The 17,607-nt window shown below is 61.4% G+C and carries 18 protein-coding genes and 4 pseudogenes; 15 read left to right on the forward strand and 7 right to left on the reverse strand.

Going from position 1 to position 17,607, the window contains the following annotated elements:
* Positions 1–12 precede the first annotated feature (12 nt).
* Entirely contained in the window at positions 13–876 is an 864-nt protein-coding gene (gene mmsB, locus ACZ1HK_RS03355; protein WP_472627452.1) for a 3-hydroxyisobutyrate dehydrogenase, read from the forward strand.
* 84 nt (positions 877–960) lie between these two features.
* On the opposite strand, the gene ACZ1HK_RS03360 is transcribed toward mmsB, so the two are convergent.
* Together ACZ1HK_RS03360 and ACZ1HK_RS03365 are read right to left on the reverse strand one after the other, a co-directional pair.
* A complete protein-coding gene (locus ACZ1HK_RS03360) occupies positions 961–1,305 on the reverse strand; it encodes an antibiotic biosynthesis monooxygenase family protein (RefSeq protein ID WP_472627453.1) in 345 nt (114 codons plus the stop codon).
* Positions 1,302–1,625: an NIPSNAP family protein gene (locus ACZ1HK_RS03365; RefSeq protein ID WP_472627454.1), complete on the reverse strand. Its 324-nt coding sequence runs from the start codon at positions 1,623–1,625 to the stop codon at positions 1,302–1,304. Before ACZ1HK_RS03365 ends, ACZ1HK_RS03360 begins: the two co-directional genes overlap by 4 nt.
* A 71-nt stretch (positions 1,626–1,696) precedes the next feature.
* Between ACZ1HK_RS03365 and ACZ1HK_RS03370 the strand changes: the two genes are divergently transcribed.
* The gene (locus ACZ1HK_RS03370) at positions 1,697–2,365 is read left to right on the forward strand and encodes an ArsR/SmtB family transcription factor (RefSeq protein WP_472627455.1); all 669 of its coding nucleotides are present in this window, start codon (positions 1,697–1,699) and stop codon (positions 2,363–2,365) included.
* Positions 2,366–2,599: 234 nt separating this feature from the next.
* Here the strand turns inward: ACZ1HK_RS03370 and ACZ1HK_RS03375 are convergent, their stop codons facing one another.
* Positions 2,600–3,115 carry an SRPBCC domain-containing protein gene (locus tag ACZ1HK_RS03375; RefSeq protein ID WP_472627456.1) on the reverse strand — a complete coding sequence of 172 codons (516 nt, stop codon included), beginning with the start codon at positions 3,113–3,115 and terminating at the stop codon, positions 2,600–2,602.
* 220 nt (positions 3,116–3,335) lie between these two features.
* Between ACZ1HK_RS03375 and ACZ1HK_RS03380 the strand changes: the two genes are divergently transcribed.
* The 6 genes from ACZ1HK_RS03380 (at position 3,336) to ACZ1HK_RS03405 (ending at position 6,136) form a co-directional block, all read left to right on the forward strand.
* The gene (locus tag ACZ1HK_RS03380) at positions 3,336–3,749 is read left to right on the forward strand and encodes a DUF2852 domain-containing protein (RefSeq protein WP_472627457.1); all 414 of its coding nucleotides are present in this window, start codon (positions 3,336–3,338) and stop codon (positions 3,747–3,749) included.
* A 174-nt stretch (positions 3,750–3,923) separates the two neighbouring features.
* Positions 3,924–4,265: a DUF2852 domain-containing protein gene (locus ACZ1HK_RS03385; RefSeq protein WP_472627458.1), complete on the forward strand. Its 342-nt coding sequence runs from the start codon at positions 3,924–3,926 to the stop codon at positions 4,263–4,265.
* Positions 4,266–4,374: 109 nt separating this feature from the next.
* Positions 4,375–4,818, forward strand: a complete 444-nt coding sequence (locus tag ACZ1HK_RS03390; protein WP_472627459.1) for an RDD family protein — start codon at positions 4,375–4,377, stop codon at positions 4,816–4,818.
* An 89-nt stretch (positions 4,819–4,907) separates the two neighbouring features.
* Entirely contained in the window at positions 4,908–5,729 is an 822-nt protein-coding gene (locus ACZ1HK_RS03395) for an arginyltransferase (protein ID WP_472627460.1), read from the forward strand.
* On the forward strand, positions 5,730–5,891 hold the full coding sequence (locus tag ACZ1HK_RS03400) for a hypothetical protein (protein WP_472627461.1): 162 nt from the start codon (positions 5,730–5,732) through the stop codon (positions 5,889–5,891). It abuts the gene before it with no gap.
* Between the two features lie 77 nt (positions 5,892–5,968).
* Positions 5,969–6,136, forward strand: coding sequence for a VOC family protein (locus ACZ1HK_RS03405; RefSeq protein WP_472627462.1), 168 nt, complete (start codon positions 5,969–5,971; stop codon positions 6,134–6,136).
* A 220-nt stretch (positions 6,137–6,356) separates the two neighbouring features.
* Here ACZ1HK_RS03405 and ACZ1HK_RS03410 read toward each other — a convergent pair.
* The 3 pseudogenes from ACZ1HK_RS03410 to ACZ1HK_RS03420 all read right to left on the reverse strand — a co-directional run bounded on the left by ACZ1HK_RS03410 (position 6,357) and on the right by ACZ1HK_RS03420 (position 10,896).
* A pseudogene (locus ACZ1HK_RS03410) lies at positions 6,357–8,713 on the reverse strand (TRAP transporter large permease subunit).
* Positions 8,714–8,786: 73 nt separating this feature from the next.
* Positions 8,787–9,685 (reverse strand): annotated as a pseudogene (locus tag ACZ1HK_RS03415) (TRAP transporter small permease subunit).
* Positions 9,686–9,806: 121 nt separating this feature from the next.
* Positions 9,807–10,896: pseudogene (locus ACZ1HK_RS03420) on the reverse strand (TRAP transporter substrate-binding protein).
* Between the two features lie 708 nt (positions 10,897–11,604).
* Here ACZ1HK_RS03420 and ACZ1HK_RS03425 point away from each other — a divergent pair.
* From ACZ1HK_RS03425 to ACZ1HK_RS03450, 6 genes and pseudogenes are all read left to right on the forward strand, one after another.
* A pseudogene (locus ACZ1HK_RS03425) lies at positions 11,605–13,346 on the forward strand (acetolactate synthase 3 large subunit); the annotation flags it as partial.
* A 70-nt stretch (positions 13,347–13,416) separates the two neighbouring features.
* Positions 13,417–13,773, forward strand: a complete 357-nt coding sequence (locus ACZ1HK_RS03430) for a hypothetical protein (protein WP_472627463.1) — start codon at positions 13,417–13,419, stop codon at positions 13,771–13,773.
* An 8-nt stretch (positions 13,774–13,781) separates the two neighbouring features.
* The gene (locus ACZ1HK_RS03435) at positions 13,782–14,372 is read left to right on the forward strand and encodes a hypothetical protein (RefSeq protein WP_472627464.1); all 591 of its coding nucleotides are present in this window, start codon (positions 13,782–13,784) and stop codon (positions 14,370–14,372) included.
* Positions 14,369–15,010: a hypothetical protein gene (locus ACZ1HK_RS03440; RefSeq protein ID WP_472627465.1), complete on the forward strand. Its 642-nt coding sequence runs from the start codon at positions 14,369–14,371 to the stop codon at positions 15,008–15,010. Before ACZ1HK_RS03435 ends, ACZ1HK_RS03440 begins: the two co-directional genes overlap by 4 nt.
* 60 nt (positions 15,011–15,070) lie before the next feature.
* Positions 15,071–15,628 (forward strand): acetolactate synthase small subunit, encoded by a 558-nt coding sequence (ilvN, locus tag ACZ1HK_RS03445; protein WP_472627466.1) that lies wholly within the window; start codon positions 15,071–15,073, stop codon positions 15,626–15,628.
* A complete protein-coding gene (locus tag ACZ1HK_RS03450) occupies positions 15,628–16,212 on the forward strand; it encodes a hypothetical protein (protein WP_472627467.1) in 585 nt (194 codons plus the stop codon). Before ilvN ends, ACZ1HK_RS03450 begins: the two co-directional genes overlap by 1 nt.
* A gap of 88 nt (positions 16,213–16,300) precedes the next feature.
* Here the strand turns inward: ACZ1HK_RS03450 and ACZ1HK_RS03455 are convergent, their stop codons facing one another.
* Positions 16,301–16,570 carry an EF-hand domain-containing protein gene (locus ACZ1HK_RS03455; protein WP_472627468.1) on the reverse strand — a complete coding sequence of 90 codons (270 nt, stop codon included), beginning with the start codon at positions 16,568–16,570 and terminating at the stop codon, positions 16,301–16,303.
* A gap of 337 nt (positions 16,571–16,907) precedes the next feature.
* On the opposite strand from ACZ1HK_RS03455, the gene ACZ1HK_RS03460 reads away from it, so the two are divergent.
* Positions 16,908–17,501: an RNA polymerase sigma factor gene (locus ACZ1HK_RS03460; RefSeq protein WP_472627469.1), complete on the forward strand. Its 594-nt coding sequence runs from the start codon at positions 16,908–16,910 to the stop codon at positions 17,499–17,501.
* Positions 17,502–17,607 lie beyond the last annotated feature (106 nt).

The following is a 17,607-nucleotide window of genomic DNA, read 5'->3' on the forward strand; positions in this document are numbered from 1 at the left end:
GAGGGCTGAGCCATGAAGATCGGGTTTATCGGGCTGGGAAATATGGGCGCGCCGATGGCGGAGAACCTGGCCGATGCGGGCCACGAGGTCATCGGGTTCGACACCGCGGACGGGGTGGGCACAGCCGCCTCGGCGGCGGCGGCCGCGGACGGCGCGGACGTTGTCATCACGATGCTGCCCAACGGCGCGATCCTGCGGGCGGTGGCGGCCGAGGTGATCCCGGCGATGCGTGCGGGCGCGGTGTTTGTGGATTGCTCGACCGTTGAGGTGGACGCCGCGCGCGAGGTCGCGGCGCAGGCGGAGGCGGTGGGGCTGGGATGGCTGGATGCACCGGTCTCAGGCGGTGTGGGCGGCGCGGCGGCGGGGACGCTGACCTTTATGGTCGGCGGATCGGAGGCGGCGTTCGAGACTGTCACGCCGCTGTTCGACATCATGGGGCAAAAGGCGGTTTTGTGTGGGCCTGCGGGCAATGGGCAGGCCGCGAAGATCTGCAACAACATGATCCTGGGCGTGACGATGATTGCGACGTGTGAGGCCTTTGCGATGGCCGACAAGCTGGGGCTGTCGCGGGATGCGATGTTCAATGTCGTCTCAACGTCGAGCGGCTATTCGTGGACGATGAACGCCTATTGCCCGGCGCCGGGCGTGGGGCCGCAAAGCCCCGCCGACAATGACTATCAGCCGGGCTTCGCGGCGGAGTTGATGTTGAAGGATCTGGGCCTCAGCCAGGCTGCGGCAGAGGCTGCGGATGCGGATACGCCGATGGGCAAGGCGGCGCTGAAGCTGTATCGGCGCTTCGTGGAGGACGAAGACGGGCTGGGGCGCGATTTCTCGGCCATGTTGCCTCGGTTCGAGGGGCGTGGGCGGGATAGCTAGGCCTGGTTGCAAGATTGCAACCATGGGTTAAATCTCTGACAAAAAACGATTTTGCCTATGTCACTTACCTTTGATTAACCACGATCACCCATGCGAAGCGCGGCTATCGGCGGGCGCCTCTTCCCGTTCAAACATGCCGTAATCGCGGATCACAGAGGCAATGCGCAGGCGGTAATTATCAAAAATCCCGCCCCTGCCTTTCGCCTGCGCCTTGCGATGCGCGGCGAGCGTGCGCCAGCGTTCAACGGCCGCCTCATCCTCGAAAAACGACAGGGACAGGATCTTGGTCGGGTCCATCAGGCTCTGGAACCGCTCGACCGAGATGAAACCTTCGACTTCGTCGATCATCGGACGCATCTCGGCGGCGATGTCAAAGTAATCGTCGCGGCGGTCGGCCTTTGGGTGAACTTCGAAAATGACGGCGATCATGCGGGCGCTCCATGGGGCTGTGATACTTGCTTTAACCACGTTCTGTCTTCGCGCAGAAGAAAGCGTTCGGATTGCGCAAATTCGTAGTTCTCGCGCCCCAGCGGGTCGGCGGCGAGGCGGTTGCGGTAGGCCTCGTAGGCCGCGAGGCTTTCGATGTTGTAGATGCCGTAGGCCAGCGTGGACGAGCCTTCATGGGGCGCGTAGTAGCCGATCAGATCGGCGCCGCAGCGCGGGATCGCCTGGCCCCAATCCTGTGCATAGCGGGTGAATGCGGCCTTCTTGGTCGGATCGATCTGATAGCGGATGATACATGTCAGCATGGTGTCTCCTATCCTGTGCTGCCCCCTTCTACGCCATTGCCGTGCATGGATGCTTCGATTACGGTCGAACTATGAAAGATGGCCCTGACATTGCCCGCATTGCCGCCCTGATCGGCGACCCGGCCCGCGCGAACATGCTGACCGCGTTGATGAGCGGCAAGGCGTTGACAGCGACCGAGCTGGCCCGCGAGGCGGGGGTGACGGCGCAGACAGCCTCCAGCCATCTGGGGAAATTGCATGCCGGTGGGCTGATCGAGGAACGTCGCCAGGGGCGGCACAAATATGTGTCGCTCGCCAATGACGATATCAGCCGCGTGTTGGAGGCGCTGATGGGTGTCGCCGCCGGTGCCGGTCATCTGCGCACGCGGACCGGCCCCCGGGACGATGCGCTGCGCCATGCGCGCGTTTGCTATAATCACCTGGCAGGGCATCGGGGCACGCAGATGTATGACGGGTTGATTGCAGGCGGGCATCTGGTCAACGGCACGTTGACGGATAAAGGTGCCGCTCTGGTCACAGACCTTGGAGTCGATCTGGCGGCTTTGGCCGCACAGCGCGCGCCGCTGTGTCGGGACTGCCTGGATTGGAGCGAGCGGCGCACGCACCTTGCCGGATCGCTTGGCCGGGCCTTGCTGGCGCGTTTTATTGAAGCCGGTTGGGTGCGCCGCGATGCGCATAGCCGCGCCATTCACTTTACGCCAAAGGGTGTCGAGGGCTTTGAGGCCGCGTTTTGCGGCTGATTCCCGGCCCAGAGGATGGCCGCGCAAGAAAATTATAGCGTGGGGGTGCGAATTGTGGCATATATGTCCACGACACTCCAAGATATGTCCGCATTTTCGGTTCCGGACCCAGCATATTGAAGGTGCACCTCGTACAATGCTGCCGGAGCCTTCGGGCACCCCGTGTCAGAGACCGCCCTGTCGCTCGCGCAGGGCGGTTTTCTGTAAGGGGCCTTCTTTGTGTCTTGGAACCGGTTATTCTGCTGCGGTTTTGTGCCTGAGCGTGGCGAGGAAGTGATCCAGCCTTTTATAGGACGCCTCCATCCCTGCGGGCATATCTTGCATCAGCACGAGTTCTCGCGTTGCAGCGTCCGGGTAGACGATCCGGGTTGTGACCCGTGTGCCGCCATCTGACCGGTCTTCGAACGTGACGGCATTTCTGGTTTGGTCGCCCATTTCACCGCCGCCATCGCCAAGGTGGAAACTTTGCCTGTCGACCATCGCGCGCAAGGGCTTCACCTGGTGGTAGACGCCGGTGATCCCCAGCACATCGCCAGTTTGGGGATTGCGCCAGGACCATTCATAGGACCCGCCCCGGCGCGCATCGACGCGGCAGTGCTGCATCTGCCAGCCGTTTGGCCCAAGCAGCCAGCGTTTAAGCAGGGCCGCATGGGTGAAGGCCTGCCACACATGCACCCGTGGTCCCGCGAAATCCCGGGTCACGATGAGCGTGTCCACCCCTTCGCGTTTCACATTCAATGGCTTTTGCACATCATACCTCATCACCCAATGCAGGCGGGCGGTTCTGCCCTATCGCGCAACCTTAGACGGCGCATCGCTAGGATTTGGTTAATGGCCGATAGGTGGAAAAATCGGCGGAATGTAAAAAAGATTTACTTTACCTCTTGCCAGCGCCGCACGGCCTCCCATATGAGTTAATGTGATTAACATTTACATTCACGGCAACACTAAAACCCTAAGGAGACAGAGCATGACCACGACAACCGCCCCCGCCCTTCCCGCCGAGGCCCAGGGCTGGTTCCGCAAGGCGGAAAATTGGCTTGATGACCGTGGCAAAGGCGCATGGATCGCCGCCATGGTGTTGGGCTTCATCTTTTTCTGGCCAATTGGTCTTGCCCTTCTGGCCTATATGATCTGGAGCAAACGCATGTTCAACGGAAGCTGTTCGTCCCGCCGTCACGCCCATCGCGGGCACAAATTCCGCACCTCAGGCAACAGCGCCTTTGACGCCTACAAGGCCGACACCCTGCGCCGTCTGGAAGATGAGCAGGAGGCATTTGAAAGCTTCCTGAACCGTCTGCGCGACGCCAAGGACAAGCAGGAATTCGACCAGTTCATGGACGACCGCAAGAAAAACGCAGACGGCGAAGACGCCGCTGCCTGATAGGATGGCCGGGCTCACAAACCATGTGGGACCGGCTTTTCGTAACCCCAAACGCGCGCCAAGCGCGTGACCAAGGACAGTTGAGATGACACAAGGAAGCACGCCCCCCTCGCCCGTATTCCGACCTCGGTTCAAGTCTTTTCGATCATCCTGTACGCGGGCTTCGCGATTTCTGTGTCGATCACGGCCATGGCGATGTTTGGCCTTGTGGGCCTGGCCCTGGCCGCGCTTTTCGCCTGGCAATGGGGACGCATCCCTGCCGTCAGCGGCCGCTTTGCGCTGGAAACAGGGGTCGCCGCGTTGCGCCCGGATGTGCCGACAGAGGGCACGTCTTCCGGCAACAGCAGTTTCGACGCCTACCGCGCCACGCTGCTGGATCGGCTTGAGAAAGAGCAATCGCAGTTCGAGGGCTTTCTCGATCGCCTGCGCGACGCCAAGGACAAGCACGAATTCGACCAGTTCATGGATGACCGCGCCCGCGACCAGCGTCGCGCCGTCACGACCGCTGAGGCCTGAACCACTTTCTCCGGGGACGCCCCCCGCCCCGCAGGCCCCAGCACCCCAACCCCGTGCCTGTTCATCCCTTCGGGCACGGGGTCTCTTTTCAAACGCTTCGGAAACCCCCATGTCCACACTCATGACCAATCTGCCTGATCCAATCTACGACACGGCATATTACGAGGGCGTCCTTCCCAAGCGCTTTTTCGCGTGGGTCATTGATGCGGCCCTGATCTTCACGGCCATGATCCTGTTGAGCATTTTCACCGCGGGCATTGCGTTTGTCCTGTGGATCCCCGTGCACGCCATCCTCGCCTTCCTCTACCGCTGGATCACGATCAAGAACCGCTCGGCGACGTTCGGCATGCGGGTGATGAATATCGAGCTTCGCAACCGCGCAGGCCACCAGCTGACCGAGAAGGAGGCCGCACTGCACACGCTTGTCTTCCTGGCCGGAGCGATGATCCTGCTTGTGCAGATCATTTCTGTTGCGATGATGATCGGGCGCCCGTTGAACCGCGGCCTTGCCGACGAAATCACCGGCGCGGTGATGTTGAACCGCCCGAGCTAGGCCGCATCAGCGGTAACGGTGTTTGAGAATTCAGTTGCGGGCAAGGGGCTTATCCGGCACCCTGCCCGCAAAATATCGGACGCTTATCGATGCGCCATACACTGCCCATTGCGCCGCAATTCTATGTGACGGCTCCACAAGCCTGCCCGTATCTTGACGGACGGCGGGAACGGAAGCTGTTTACCGCGCTGCAAGGCGATCAGGCGGAAAAGCTCAACAACTCGCTGTCGAAACAAGGCTTCCGCCGGTCGCAGAATGTGCTTTATCGCCCGTCGTGCACCGATTGCGCGGCCTGTCTGTCCGCGCGCATCCGCGTGGCGGATTTCGCGCCCAAACGCGGCCATAAACGCATCTCCAAGCGCAACGCGCATCTGCAGCGCAACCCGCGCTCTGCTTGGGCCACGGAAGAGCAATACGCGCTTTTCCGGTCCTACCTCGATGCCCGCCACGCCGATGGCGGCATGGCCGATATGGATGTTTTTGAGTTCGCGGCCATGATCGAGGAAACCCCGGTGCGCACCCGCGTGATCGAATACCGCGATCCCGGCGCAGAGGAGGATCTGGCGGCCGTCTGCCTGACCGACATCCTCGATGACGGTCTCAGCCTCGTCTATTCGTTTTTCGCGCCGGAATTGCACAAGAACTCGCTTGGCACCTACGTGATCCTGGATCACATCAACCTCGCGCGCGAGGCCGGGCTTCCATACGTTTACCTCGGCTATTGGGTGCCGGGCAGCGACAAGATGGGCTACAAGGCCAGCTTCCCGGCGCTGGAGGTCTATGTCGGCGGGCAGTGGCAGGAAATTGGCGAGCCCGAGGATTACTCGACGCAGACCCACCCGCTTTCGACGGATCCCATTGCGCAGCAGGTTGCGCAAATCACCCTCCCGGATCTGCGCGGCGACGATTGAATGCAGCTGTCTCTGGTGACGCTTTTAGTGCCGTCTTACGCGGACGGTATTCGCTTTTTTGTGGACGGGCTTGGCTGGACGCTGACCGCAGATGAAGACCAGGTCCGAAAGCGCTGGGTGACGGTTGCGCCGTGCGCCCTCGTCGTCGGATCCCGCATCTGACCCGAACGCAAATCCTCCTCTCGGTTGCAACGTCCCAAACACAAGAAGCCGCGCGCGGCCGACAAACCGGCGACCGCGTGGGGTTCTTTCTGCATACGGATGATTTTGCGCGCGACGCGGACCGGATCGTGGCGGCAGGCGGCACCTTCATCGAAGACCCGCGCGACGAGCCTTACGGCACGGTGGCCCAATGGCGCGACCCTTGGGGCAACCTGTGGGACCTGATCGAACCGGCGCATCTCTGACCCGGCTTCCTTGTTTCAAAAATACCTCGGGGGATGCGTCTTTCCCAGCGGGAAAGGCGCTGGGGGCAGCGCCCCCCTCTGGCACATCGTGCGCGCAGCGCGCGATGGGCCAGAGCCGCCGACAAGGGCGGGCGAAGCCCGCGTGCGGAGGCGGCCCTTGTCCGGCGCACGAAAAAGGGCCCGCCAGGGTCCCTTTTGAGATGCGCAACCTGGCCGCAGATCAGTTCGGCAGCAGGTCCGGCACAATCGTCACGATCCCGGGGAAGAGCCATAGCAAGGCCAGCCCCAAGACCTGGATGCCGACAAACGGCAGCACCCCGCGGTAGATATGCCCCGTTGTCACCGATTTCGGGGCCACGCCACGCAGGTAGAAGAGCGCAAATCCGAACGGTGGCGTCAGGAACGAGGTCTGCAGGTTCACCGCAATCATGATCGTCACCCATTTCGGGTCCAGCGTGCCGCCATAGATCACCGGCCCCACAATCGGGATCACGATGTAGATGATCTCGAGGAAGTCGAGCACGAAGCCCAGGATGAACAGGATCAGCATCACCAGCAGGAAGACGACCATCTCATTGTCAAAGGCCCGCAGGAATTGCTGGATGTAGTGCTCGCCCCCGAAGGAGATCAGCACCAGGTTCAGCAGCTGCGAGCCGATGAGGATGGTGAAGACCATGCTCGTGACCTTCGCCGTCTCGCGCACCACCGGCGATAGAACCGAGGTTCGAAGCAGCACGTAACAGCCATAGAGCAGGCCGAAGAAGGCGAAGTGGTACGCGATCTGCGCGATGATGTAGGCGACCCAGTCCTGGAACGGCACATCGGCGCGGGTGATCCGCAGATCGAAGTTCACGCCCGCCAGGATCATGATCACGACCGCGAAGCTCGCCCAGATGATGATCTTCGACAGCCCATCCTCTTCCTTCAGCTTGCGGTAGGCCGCCAGCATAATCGCCCCTGCAGCACCCAGGGCCGCAGCAGGCGTCGGGTTGGTGATGCCACCGAGGATCGACCCGAGCACAGCCACAATCAGAACCAAAGGCGGGAAGACCACGCGCAGAAGCTCATTCTGCGACAGCCGCCCCATGGCCGCCCGGCAGCCGTAGAGCGCCGCTGCAATCGGGATTGCCAGAAGAAGCATGGTGTTGCCGGACGAGGTTGTGGGTGCAATCAGCAGCACGTCCACCAGCAAGGCCGCCACCAGGCCCAGGCCACCGATGATCAGGGTGTGGGGCTGGACGAGGGCGAGATGCCACGGGCCACGATCAGGATCAGACCCAGCAGCGTCACCACCACGGCCACGCCGACCCCGATGGGCGCGATATTGGCCGCAGCCGCAGCGCGCGCTTCCACCAGCTCCTCTTCCGTCAATTCGACGGCGCCGCCATCATCCCCGGCCGCAGACTGTGCAGCGGTCAGTTCAACGGCTTCGTCCCAGGCCGATTGGCCGTGCAGGTCGATCATCGCCGCCGCGCATTGTTCGGACACATTGGTGCGCAAGCTCGGCCCGGCCTCACGCTCGGCATAGTCCGAGACGTTTACGGTCTGACCGCCGACGACACCGCCCATGCCGCCCACAACCATCGCAAGGATCAGAGCAACCGGCGCCAGCAGGTACCACAGCAGCGCTTCATTGCGCGTGACGACCTCACCGCTCGACACTTCGCCCATCTGAACGGGCGGGGCCGAGGCCGGACGCACAAGCGCAAAGCCGAAGGCATAGGCGCCATAGAGGAAGGCGAGGAACAGGCCCGGCAAAAGCGCGGCCTGGAAGAGCGTGCCCACCGAGAGCACCGCAGGCTCACCCAGGAAGGTCAGCGCGTCGGAACAGCCCACAAGCTGTGCACGTGTCTCCTGCCCCGTCGCATAGAGGTCCCCCACCAGTGTGCCGAGCAGAACGATCACAATGGACGGTGGAATGATCTGGCCCAACGTGCCCGATGCGGCGATCACACCGGTGGCCAGTTCCGGCGAATAATTGTTGCGCAACATGGTGGGCAGGGCCAGCAGGCCCATGGTCACAACCGTCGCGCCGACGATGCCGGTGGAGGCCGCAAGGAACGCGCCCACGATCACGATGGATACGGCCAGACCGCCGGGCAGCGGGCCGAAGACGCGCGCCATGGTGGTCAGCAGATCTTCGGCAATACGCGAGCGTTCCAGCGTGATGCCCATCATGACGAACATGGCCACGGCCAGAAGGGTCTCAATGGATTGGCCTGCAATCACACGCTCGTTCATGCGGTTCACGATGAACGACAGGTTGCGGTCCATCGCCTGTTCCCAGCCACCGGGGAAGAGATGTTCCTCTATTCGCGGCAATTCCGGGTATCGGAAGACGGATATGGCGTCTCGGGCCACCCCTTCGGCCACAAGGGCCCCATATTCCACGGAGGACGTATCAATCGCCTCGTGGATCAGCAGTCCCGCGCTATCGAGTGCGGCGATGATCGCAAACGAGATAATGCCTGCGCCGCCGATGGAAAACGCCACCGGAAAGCCGGTCATGATTCCTGCGAAGAGCGTCAGGAAGACGATAATCAGACCGATCTCGACCCCATCCAAACCGAAGAGCATGGTTTTCGTCCCTTATACGTGCGCCCGTCGTGGGGCGCTTAGTGTCATTGGTGCGCGTGTGGAGGTCGCGTCATTAATGGGCGGCAGCGGCGGCTTCGGCGGTTTCATCGCCGAGCACGTCCTTGTCGATATACTTGCCCTCGCTCTCGGGCCCTTCGAGCCATTCGAGGTACGAGCGCCAGAAGAAGGCCATTGCCTGCAGGAAGACCAGCACGCAGAAGGCCACGAGCAGGATCTTGAACAGGAAGTAGGCGTTGAAGCCGTTGGGGCTGAAGCCGATGGTTTCGACGTTCCAGCGCAGCACGCGGGCCTGCATCAGCATCCGGTCAAGCTCCACCGAGGCCGAGGGGCCGGGCACCACAAGGTGACGCCACATGAAGAACCATGCGTACATGTAAGTGAGCACGATGGCAGGCATCATGAAGAGGATGGAGCCCACCATGTCGATCACGCGCTTGGTGCGGAACTTCACAGCCGAGTAGACAAGGTCCACGCGCACATGGCCGCCTTGCACGAAGGTGTAGCTGACGCAGAGGCAGACGATGATGGCGTTGTAGAGCTTGAGCCCCTCCCCCACCAGCTGAGATCTTGCACAAAGGCCGTGCCGAGAGGCCCAAGCTGAATCTCTGCGACCCGGAAGATGCGCTGCAAGAAGACGATCATCACCTGTTGCAGAACCATCAGCAGACCGGCCCAGGCCGCCACACGGCCCATGATGTTTGCGAAGGCTTCGAGCCCCCGCACGCAGCCCCACAGGATCTCGCGCTTCCAGGCCATGCCGAGCAGCGTGATCACGAGGAATAGAGTGAAGACGACGAAAAAGAACTCGACCGAGCCGCCGTAATAGATGAACCGCGCCAGCGCTTCGGGATTGCTCCAGTTCAGCCAATCGCCCGGATTGGTGATGGCCAGAAACAGATGATACGGAGCCAATGCAAAATTTTGCAGGACCCAAACGATGAATTCGCCCATGTGCCGGTTCCCAGTCCACAGCCCACGCGCACAGGACAGTGCGCAGCCATGTGTTTGTTGTGGAATTCATGCTGCTTCGCCCGACATTAGCCGGGCGAAGCGGTCACGACTTTGACCTAAATCAGCCCGCGTTCACGCGGTTACGCTGATCCATGTAGTTGCCGTCGGCGAGATCGAACCACGATGCCGACTCGGCCAGCGAACCGAAGTACGATTCTGCGATCTCGGCGTAGATCGGGTCGCCCATGTTCTCTTCGCGAACCTCTGCGGCGGCGGCGCCGAAGGCGTTCCACACATCATCGGGGAATTCGCGGGTCTGAACACCGGCTTCCTGCAGACGGGCCAGAGCGGCGCCGTTTTCAGCAAGCGTGAGCGACAGGTTGTCCGAGTAGACAGCGCGGGTAACGGTGTCGACCAACAGCTGCTGCTGCGGTGTCAGCGATCTCGAACACGTCGTTGTTGAACGACAGCGTCAGAACCGAACCCGGCTCGTGGAAGCCCGAAGTGTAGTACAGGTTGGTGACTTCCTGGAAGCCCATCCGCTCGTCCGCATAGGGGCCGATCCACTCCGCACCGTCGATCTGACCGGACGACAGCGCCTGGTAGATTTCGCCGCCGGGGATGTTCTGAACCGAGGCGCCGAGGCGACCGAGAACCTGACCACCCTGGCCGGGCATACGGAAGCGAAGGCCCTGGAGGTCTTCTGCCGAGTTGATCTCGGTGTTGAACCAGCCACCGGGCTGCATCGCGGTACAACCACATGCGAACGAACGCAGGTTGAAGAGGGATGCGAGGTTGTTGTGATGCTCGTGACCACCGCGATGGTAGTACCAGTTGGCAAATTCCTGACCGGTCATGCCGAAGGGCACGGAGGTGAAGAAGGCAAATGCCGGGTGCTGGTTGAGGAAGTAGTAGTCCGCCGAGTGGTAGATGTCGGCCTGACCGGACGACACGGCGTCGAACACTTCAAACGCGCCCACGAGGGAGCCTGCAGGCATCTTCTGGATGGTGAGCTGACCGTCGGTCAGGGCCGTGATGCGGTCTGCCGCGAGCTGAGCGGCGTCGTCGAAGATCGCAAACCCGTCTGGCACCGAAGTAACCATGGTGAGGGTGCGGTTGCCCTGAGCGTAAAGTGGTGCGGCCAGCGTTGCAGAAGCTGCAGCTGCTGCACCGCCCACTGTGGAATTGCGCAGGAATGAACGTCGATCCATTGGTATTATCCTCCCCGTTTGGATCCTCGCCAATGACCCCGCTTGGGTCAAAGGTCGGTATAAGTGAGCGCACGTTAGCGAAGCGCGCATGTCTCGAAAACAGCTTTTCTTGCCTGAACGGTCACTTTTTGTAAAATTTTCTTACCAATATCGCCAAAAGCGGGAGTTATACACCTGAGATGGTTGTGTTTTGCGCTAACACAACTTTGAGGCAAGTAGTCGCAGTTGGCTGGGTTTTACGCCTATTTATGAGGCACTTAGCGTATGCTTTGCGGTTTTAAGTCGAAATTATGTTGCGAATCCCCTGCGCCATGAGTCGCATTATTTCGCAGCGCCCGAAGTGTCGCATTCCAGCCCCGACCCGTCGCATACCAAACGACTCGGCCAAGCCGCCACACGGGCGCCATGTGAAAGCTGCCCGCCGCATGGGTATCCAATGCAGTTCATTGCGCAAGAGGCCGCTCAAACGACATTTTATTCACGCCGCCGGCCTTTTCCCTGTTGACGCCCGAAAACCCCCTTCCTATCGTCCCGCCCACGCGAACACGAGGAAGCCCGCATGTTGTCGGAAATTGTCGTACTTGTAGGAAAAAGGCGCATGGGTCGGTAAACCGGCATCCATATTGGAACCATGCGCCCCCGGAACCCCACCGGGGGCTTTTTTGTGTCGCACACCAAAACCGAAGCGCGAATAAAGAGGACAAGCGCATGTCAGAGCAAATGACCGGAGCGAAAATGATCGTCGAAGCCCTGAAGGAACAGGGTGTCGACACTGTATTCGGATATCCCGGCGGCGCCGTCCTACCGATTTACGACGAGATCTTTCAGCAGAACGCGATCCGGCACATTCTGGTGCGCCATGAACAGGGCGCGGTGCATGCGGCCGAGGGTTATGCACGCTCCACTGGCAAGCCGGGTGTCGTGCTGGTGACGTCTGGCCCCGGTGCGACGAATGCGGTGACGGGCTTGACCGATGCGCTGATGGACTCGATCCCGATTGTTTGCCTGACCGGTCAGGTGCCGACGTTCATGATTGGATCGGACGCGTTTCAGGAGGCTGACACCGTTGGCATCACGCGCCCCTGCACCAAGATGAACTGGCTGGTGAAGGAAACCGACCGGCTGGCCGACACGATCCACCAGGCCTTCCACATCGCCACCGAGGGCCGCCCCGGCCCGGTTCTGGTCGACATCCCGAAGGACGTGCAGTTCGCAACTGGCCAGTACACGACCAAACCCAAGGCGAAGGTCAGCCATTACCAACCCAAGGTGAAGGGTGAGATCGAGACAATCACCGATCTCGTCCACGCCATGGAAAAGGCCGAGCGGCCCGTCTTCTACACCGGCGGCGGCGTGATCAACTCGGGCGACAAGGCCAGCACGTTGTTGCGCGAATTGGTGGAGGCCACGGGCTTCCCCATCACCTCGACCCTGATGGGTCTGGGCGCCTATCCAGCCTCGGGCGACAAGTGGATTGGCATGCTGGGGATGCACGGCACGTACGAGGCCAACCTTGCCATGCATGGCTGTGATCTGATGATTAATGTGGGCGCACGCTTCGATGACCGGATCACGGGCCGGATCGCTGATTTCAGCCCGAACTCCCGCAAGGCGCATATCGATATCGACCCCTCCTCGATCAACAAGGTGATCCATGCTGATTTCCCGATCATCGGGGATGTGGGTCATGTGTTGGAGGACATCCTGAAGGTCTGGAAAGCACGCGGCCGTAAGACGAACGCGACTGGCGTGCAGACCTGGTGGACCCAGATCGAAGCGTGGAAAGCGGTGCGCTGCTTGAATTACACGCAGGAAGGCAAGACGATTAAGCCGCAATACGCGTTGGAGCGGTTGGAGGCGCTGACCAAGCATCGCAAGGATCGCTACATCTGCACCGAAGTGGGCCAGCACCAGATGTGGGCCGCGCAGTTCCTGGGCTTTGACGACCCGAACCGGTGGATGACATCAGGGGCCTCGGCACCATGGGCTACGGGTTCCCGGCCTCGGTCGGCGTGCAGGTCGCGCATCCCGAGGCTCTGGTGATCAACGTCGCCGGTGAGGCAAGCTGGCTGATGAACATGCAAGAGATGGGGACGGCGGTGCAATATCGCCTGCCGGTGAAGCAATTCATCCTCAACAACGAGCGTCTGGGTATGGTCCGCCAGTGGCAGGAGCTTCTGCATGGCGAACGCTATTCGGAAAGCTGGTCCGAAGCCCTGCCCGATTTCGTGAAGCTGGCCGAGGCTTTTGGCGCCAAGGGCATTTTGTGTAGCGATCCCGATGATCTGGATGATGCGATCATGGAGATGCTGAACTACGAAGGCCCCGTGATTTTCGACTGCCTCGTGGAGAAGCACGAGAATTGCTTCCCGATGATCCCGTCGGGCAAAGCCCATAACGAGATGCTTTTGGGTGAGGCCGAAACGCAAGGCGTCATTGGCGATGCGGGGGTGTTTTGGTTTGATGGGTTTGTTCCTGTTTGTGTTCCTGTTCCTTTTTTACAGGATCATGACGGTACTTATGTTTGACGACCCCATGACAATCTTTGCCTGCGTCTTGACAGCTGCTTTAAACGCAGCTGCCATTTCATTTGGTTCGATCTATGCGATCGGGCTGTCGATGGTGAACGATGATTATGGTCGGCCGCAACTGAGCGTGGTGCGTGTGCTGCTGGGTTGGGCTGTACTGGTGTTCATCTGCGTCGTTGTCGGTTGGCTAATCGCTCTAGGCTTTTCGGAGCGCCTATTCGATGACATTAGCGACTTTCGCCGATATCGGATGTTTTTTGAACAAGATTGGTTTTGGTTCTTAGTGGTGATGGGGATTGCACCCACTGGTCACCTAGCCTTTTTCGCACGCATGCTTCGGCAAAAATGAGAGAAGTCATGTCGTTTGAAAGACTCCTTCGTAAATGCACGCTCCTCGGGGCGTTGCCCCTTCTCGCCGCCGGTCCTGCCAGCGCGCAGGGCGCCGTGGATGCGTTGTTCGACCTGCTCTGCGGGCGGACGGTGCATTTCTACGACACTGGCGGCAACCAGATCGAATACACGGCGGGTGATGGCACGGCCTATCTTTGGTTCAACGGGATCGAGGATGTGATCGTGGGCACCTGGGGTGTTTATAGCGACGCGGAAGTTGAGGAACGGCAGAACGACGGGTCGGGCGATGAGGGGCGCGATGGGGGGCTCGACTCGAGCGACCTGTTCGATACGCCCACCTTCGGCGCGCAGGTTTGCTATGAATATGCGCCGGGGGCGTTTGGGCCGTTCGATCCCGGCGGCTTCCACTGCTTCACGGAACAGCGCCTGTTCGAGACCGTGGTTCAGGGCGGTGTCTTTCCGGGCGACCGTTATGGCTTGGCTGATGGTGAGCCGCCTTTCCTTCTGCCCGAGCACCCCTTTGTAGAGCTTGAGAGTTTCGACGCGGACTTCCCGCAGCTTCCGCCGGAACCGGCCTGCGGGGTGCCGATCTCATGATCCTGCGTGCGCTTGCCCTTTGCGTGCTGACCACCCTGCCCGCCACGGCGCAGGATTTTCGCGGGCTGCGCCCGGGCATGCATGCCTCAGCCCTTGGGCCGATTGGCGAGGCATCGGCCGTCGACTATGTGAACGGCCTGACGCGGTCCAGCTATCCTTTGCCCTATGAGCAGGCGGTGGTGGTTGTCTACGATGATGCCGGCGTGATCCAGCGCCTCAGTTCCGCGTCTTTTCCGTTCGGTTCAGGCGCGCCGGACAACGGCGGACTTCAAATCAATGAAATGACGCTTGGAGAGGTGATGGAGCGTTTGGGGCGGGATGCGCCGGGCCTCGACACGCCGGGCTTGGTGGCACCGAATGCATTTGATGGAAGGGTCACGCTCGTCTTCGACCATGCCTCCGACCCTGACTTACTGGTCATCCTGAGTTTTGACCTGCCTGTTCGGGGAAGCCTGTCAGACCCTCAACCGGACGTCCCGCCCATCCCGGAAGACGCCGTGTTCAGCTCGGCGATCCTTTCGCTGCGCACGCACTTCGAAGGATTGGGGTTGGACCTGACCTATCTGGGTGGCCCCCGCACCGCGCCCATCCTCTTCCCGCTAACCATCGACGAGGCCTTCCCCTCGCTGATCCCCTGACCTCTTGCCTTTCCACCCCGCGCGCGGCACACCGCCCGCGACGAAGGAGACACGACGCCCATGGCCCTCAATATCGAACAAGGCTCCACCAGCCATTCCGCTTACGATTTGCGCAGCCATATGTCTGACGCGATTGAAACGCACACGCTTGCGATCCTCGTGGAGAACGAGCCGGGCGTGCTGGCGCGCGTCATCGGCCTGTTCTCGGGCCGAGGCTACAACATTGAAAGCCTCACCGTGGCAGAGGTCGATCATGGCGGGCACAGGTCGCGGATCACCATCGTGACGTCCGGCACGCCGCAGGTGATCAACCAGATCAAGATGCAGCTTGGCCGGATGGTGCCGGTCCACGAAGTGGCGGACCTGACGGTCGAGGGCCCGTTTGTTAGCCGTGAGCTTGCGCTGATCAAGGTTGTGGCCAAGGGCGAGCACCGGGTCGAGGCGCTGCGCATTGCCGAGATTTTCCGCTGCAATGTAGTCGACAGCACGTTGGAGAGCTTCGTGTTCGAGCTGACGGGCATGCCTGACAAGATTGATGCCTTCACGGAGTTGATGCGCCCGCTTGGCGAAGTGAAGCTGGCCCGGACGGGTGTTGCCGCCATCGCGCGGGGTCTTTGATGCGCTTGGCGCTGGCGCTGCTTGCGATCCTTGCCAGCCCGGTCGCAGCGCAGGATTTCCGCGGTGTCACTCTTGGCGAGCCGATCCCTGATACGGCGCCCGAACCTTTGGGCTCGGAAGTGGCGCATCCCTTCGCCTATTCGCTGTGGCAGTTCGAGGACGGCCTTTCGATGTCGGCAACCCGCGACGCCGAAATCGGAGAGGTCTTGTATCTGGAGATGTGGCGGTCGGAGGGAGCCGGGCAACAGCCCACCCCCATCGAAGGGCTGACATTCGGAGAGACCACGCGCGGCGATTTACATGCGCGGTTCGGATCAGAAGGGATCGTATTCGAGGGGCGCGGCCGCTTTGCCGAAGCCGGGCCCACGGCTGTCTATTTCATCAGCTATGAAATCGAAGGGTTGGACACTGTGGTGTCCTTTGTCACCGTCCAACCGCTGGCCACCGCCAGCGAAGATGTCGCCGATGCGTCGGTTCTGGATGCGGTGATTGTGGCCGATGGCCGGTATCTGGATCAGATCTGGGGCGTGAACCGGGGCCGGCTGCCGGGTTATACGCCCATCGCGGACCCGTTCGCAGATTAGATCATATCAAGACGCGGAGGCCGTCTGCCCCGCCCCGCGCCTTGTCCCTGACCGGTTCAGGGGCGAACCGGTCAGAGAACGCTACTGATTATCCGGCCGGAATAAGGCCAGCATCTTCGGCAGCGCCAACTTCATCGGCGCTGAGCAGGCCATCGGCATCTGCGTCAAGCGCCTGGAATTCCTCTTCGGTCAGCGCGGGCATAAGCGTGAGCAGCTCGGCAAAGCTGACCATCCCGTCGCCATCGGTGTCCACGGATTCGGCTTGGCCCATGGCCAAGGACGCCCCGCCCACCAGGACGGCGAATGCGCCGGCAATCGTGACGGCGGCAAGACGGGGAGTTTTGAATTCGGATCGCATGGGAGATTTCCCTCCATAAAGGTTTGCGTTCAGACGCGTCACCGGGATTGGCGGCGCGTCTATTAGGGAAGAGGGTCTGGACGGCGTTATGATCCGCCGGGGCATAAGCGCCGCCCCGGATCGGCAACCGCCCGCCCAACACCGGCCGAGTCCATGCGCGACGTCCCGCCGAGGCTGAAATCATCGGCAATCGCTTGCCCGACGGGGCGTGTAATGGGCGGCAAAGGGCGCGTCTTGGGCCGCGCGTGTCCGGGTTCTTGCGGGACCTGCGCGGCGGGCAGAGCCTTTGAGCCTCACTCACGGAACCTGCCTTTTCCCTTCGAAAGGTCGCCTGCCCATGTCCGATGCTCCCTCTGCCCTTCCCCCGATGCCGTTCGGCGAAGACGATGATCCAACCGCCCTGCCCCACACGCGCATTTTCACGGCACTTTTGACCGACCTTCAGCGCAGCGCGCGGCGGTTGGCGCGCACTGGCGATGATGCCGATGATCTTGTGCAAGATACGTTGCTGCGGGTCTGGTCGCGCATGGCGATGATCTTGGACGGTCACAGCGATGCTGCCCCGATCGAGGATTTGCGCGCCTATGCGTTTGCCACGCTGCGACACCGGGCCTTTGCCCGCTATTCCATCGCGCGGCCCACCGAAGAGGCGGATGAAGAGATCGCCGCCCCGCGCGGCTCAGACGGGGTCACGCGACTTGCCTGTGCCGAGGCCCTGGAGGCGCTGGCCGATCTGCCACAAGATCAGCAGGTGCTTTTACGACTGCGGGCTATGGATGGCCTCAGCTATGCCGAGATTGCGCGGAAGACCGGCCTGCCCCTTGGCACCGTCACATCTCGCCTGGCACGCGGGCGCGCGACGCTGCGCGAGGTGCTCGACCTGCCGCCCGGTGCGCCGGTGACGGACCTTTTGGGCGGTGAGCCGGGCTAGCGCGGCCCATGTCTTCATGGGCAGCAAAAATGTCGCCCATGGAAAAGCGCAGCGGCGGACAGGGCGGCAGAGTAGCAGCATAACTCGCTGCCGCAGGAGCCTTTCC

It is taken from the genome of Gymnodinialimonas sp. JB5-7, from assembly GCF_055693405.1.

What these genes read in the sequence shown, in the direction of transcription:
- mmsB (WP_472627452.1), top strand. Translation starts at nt 13, where the DNA reads ATGAAGATCGGGTTTATCGGGCTGGGAAATATGGGCGCGCCGATGGCG.
- ACZ1HK_RS03360 (WP_472627453.1), bottom strand. Translation starts at nt 1,305, where the DNA reads ATGATCGCCGTCATTTTCGAAGTTCACCCAAAGGCCGACCGCCGCGAC.
- ACZ1HK_RS03365 (WP_472627454.1), bottom strand. Translation starts at nt 1,625, where the DNA reads ATGCTGACATGTATCATCCGCTATCAGATCGATCCGACCAAGAAGGCC.
- ACZ1HK_RS03370 (WP_472627455.1), top strand. Translation starts at nt 1,697, where the DNA reads ATGAAAGATGGCCCTGACATTGCCCGCATTGCCGCCCTGATCGGCGAC.
- ACZ1HK_RS03380 (WP_472627457.1), top strand. Translation starts at nt 3,336, where the DNA reads ATGACCACGACAACCGCCCCCGCCCTTCCCGCCGAGGCCCAGGGCTGG.
- ACZ1HK_RS03390 (WP_472627459.1), top strand. Translation starts at nt 4,375, where the DNA reads ATGTCCACACTCATGACCAATCTGCCTGATCCAATCTACGACACGGCA.
- ACZ1HK_RS03395 (WP_472627460.1), top strand. Translation starts at nt 4,908, where the DNA reads ATGCGCCATACACTGCCCATTGCGCCGCAATTCTATGTGACGGCTCCA.
- ACZ1HK_RS03400 (WP_472627461.1), top strand. Translation starts at nt 5,730, where the DNA reads ATGCAGCTGTCTCTGGTGACGCTTTTAGTGCCGTCTTACGCGGACGGT.
- ACZ1HK_RS03430 (WP_472627463.1), top strand. Translation starts at nt 13,417, where the DNA reads ATGTTTGACGACCCCATGACAATCTTTGCCTGCGTCTTGACAGCTGCT.
- ACZ1HK_RS03435 (WP_472627464.1), top strand. Translation starts at nt 13,782, where the DNA reads ATGTCGTTTGAAAGACTCCTTCGTAAATGCACGCTCCTCGGGGCGTTG.
- ACZ1HK_RS03440 (WP_472627465.1), top strand. Translation starts at nt 14,369, where the DNA reads ATGATCCTGCGTGCGCTTGCCCTTTGCGTGCTGACCACCCTGCCCGCC.
- ilvN (WP_472627466.1), top strand. Translation starts at nt 15,071, where the DNA reads ATGGCCCTCAATATCGAACAAGGCTCCACCAGCCATTCCGCTTACGAT.
- ACZ1HK_RS03450 (WP_472627467.1), top strand. Translation starts at nt 15,628, where the DNA reads ATGCGCTTGGCGCTGGCGCTGCTTGCGATCCTTGCCAGCCCGGTCGCA.
- ACZ1HK_RS03455 (WP_472627468.1), bottom strand. Translation starts at nt 16,570, where the DNA reads ATGCGATCCGAATTCAAAACTCCCCGTCTTGCCGCCGTCACGATTGCC.
- ACZ1HK_RS03460 (WP_472627469.1), top strand. Translation starts at nt 16,908, where the DNA reads ATGTCCGATGCTCCCTCTGCCCTTCCCCCGATGCCGTTCGGCGAAGAC.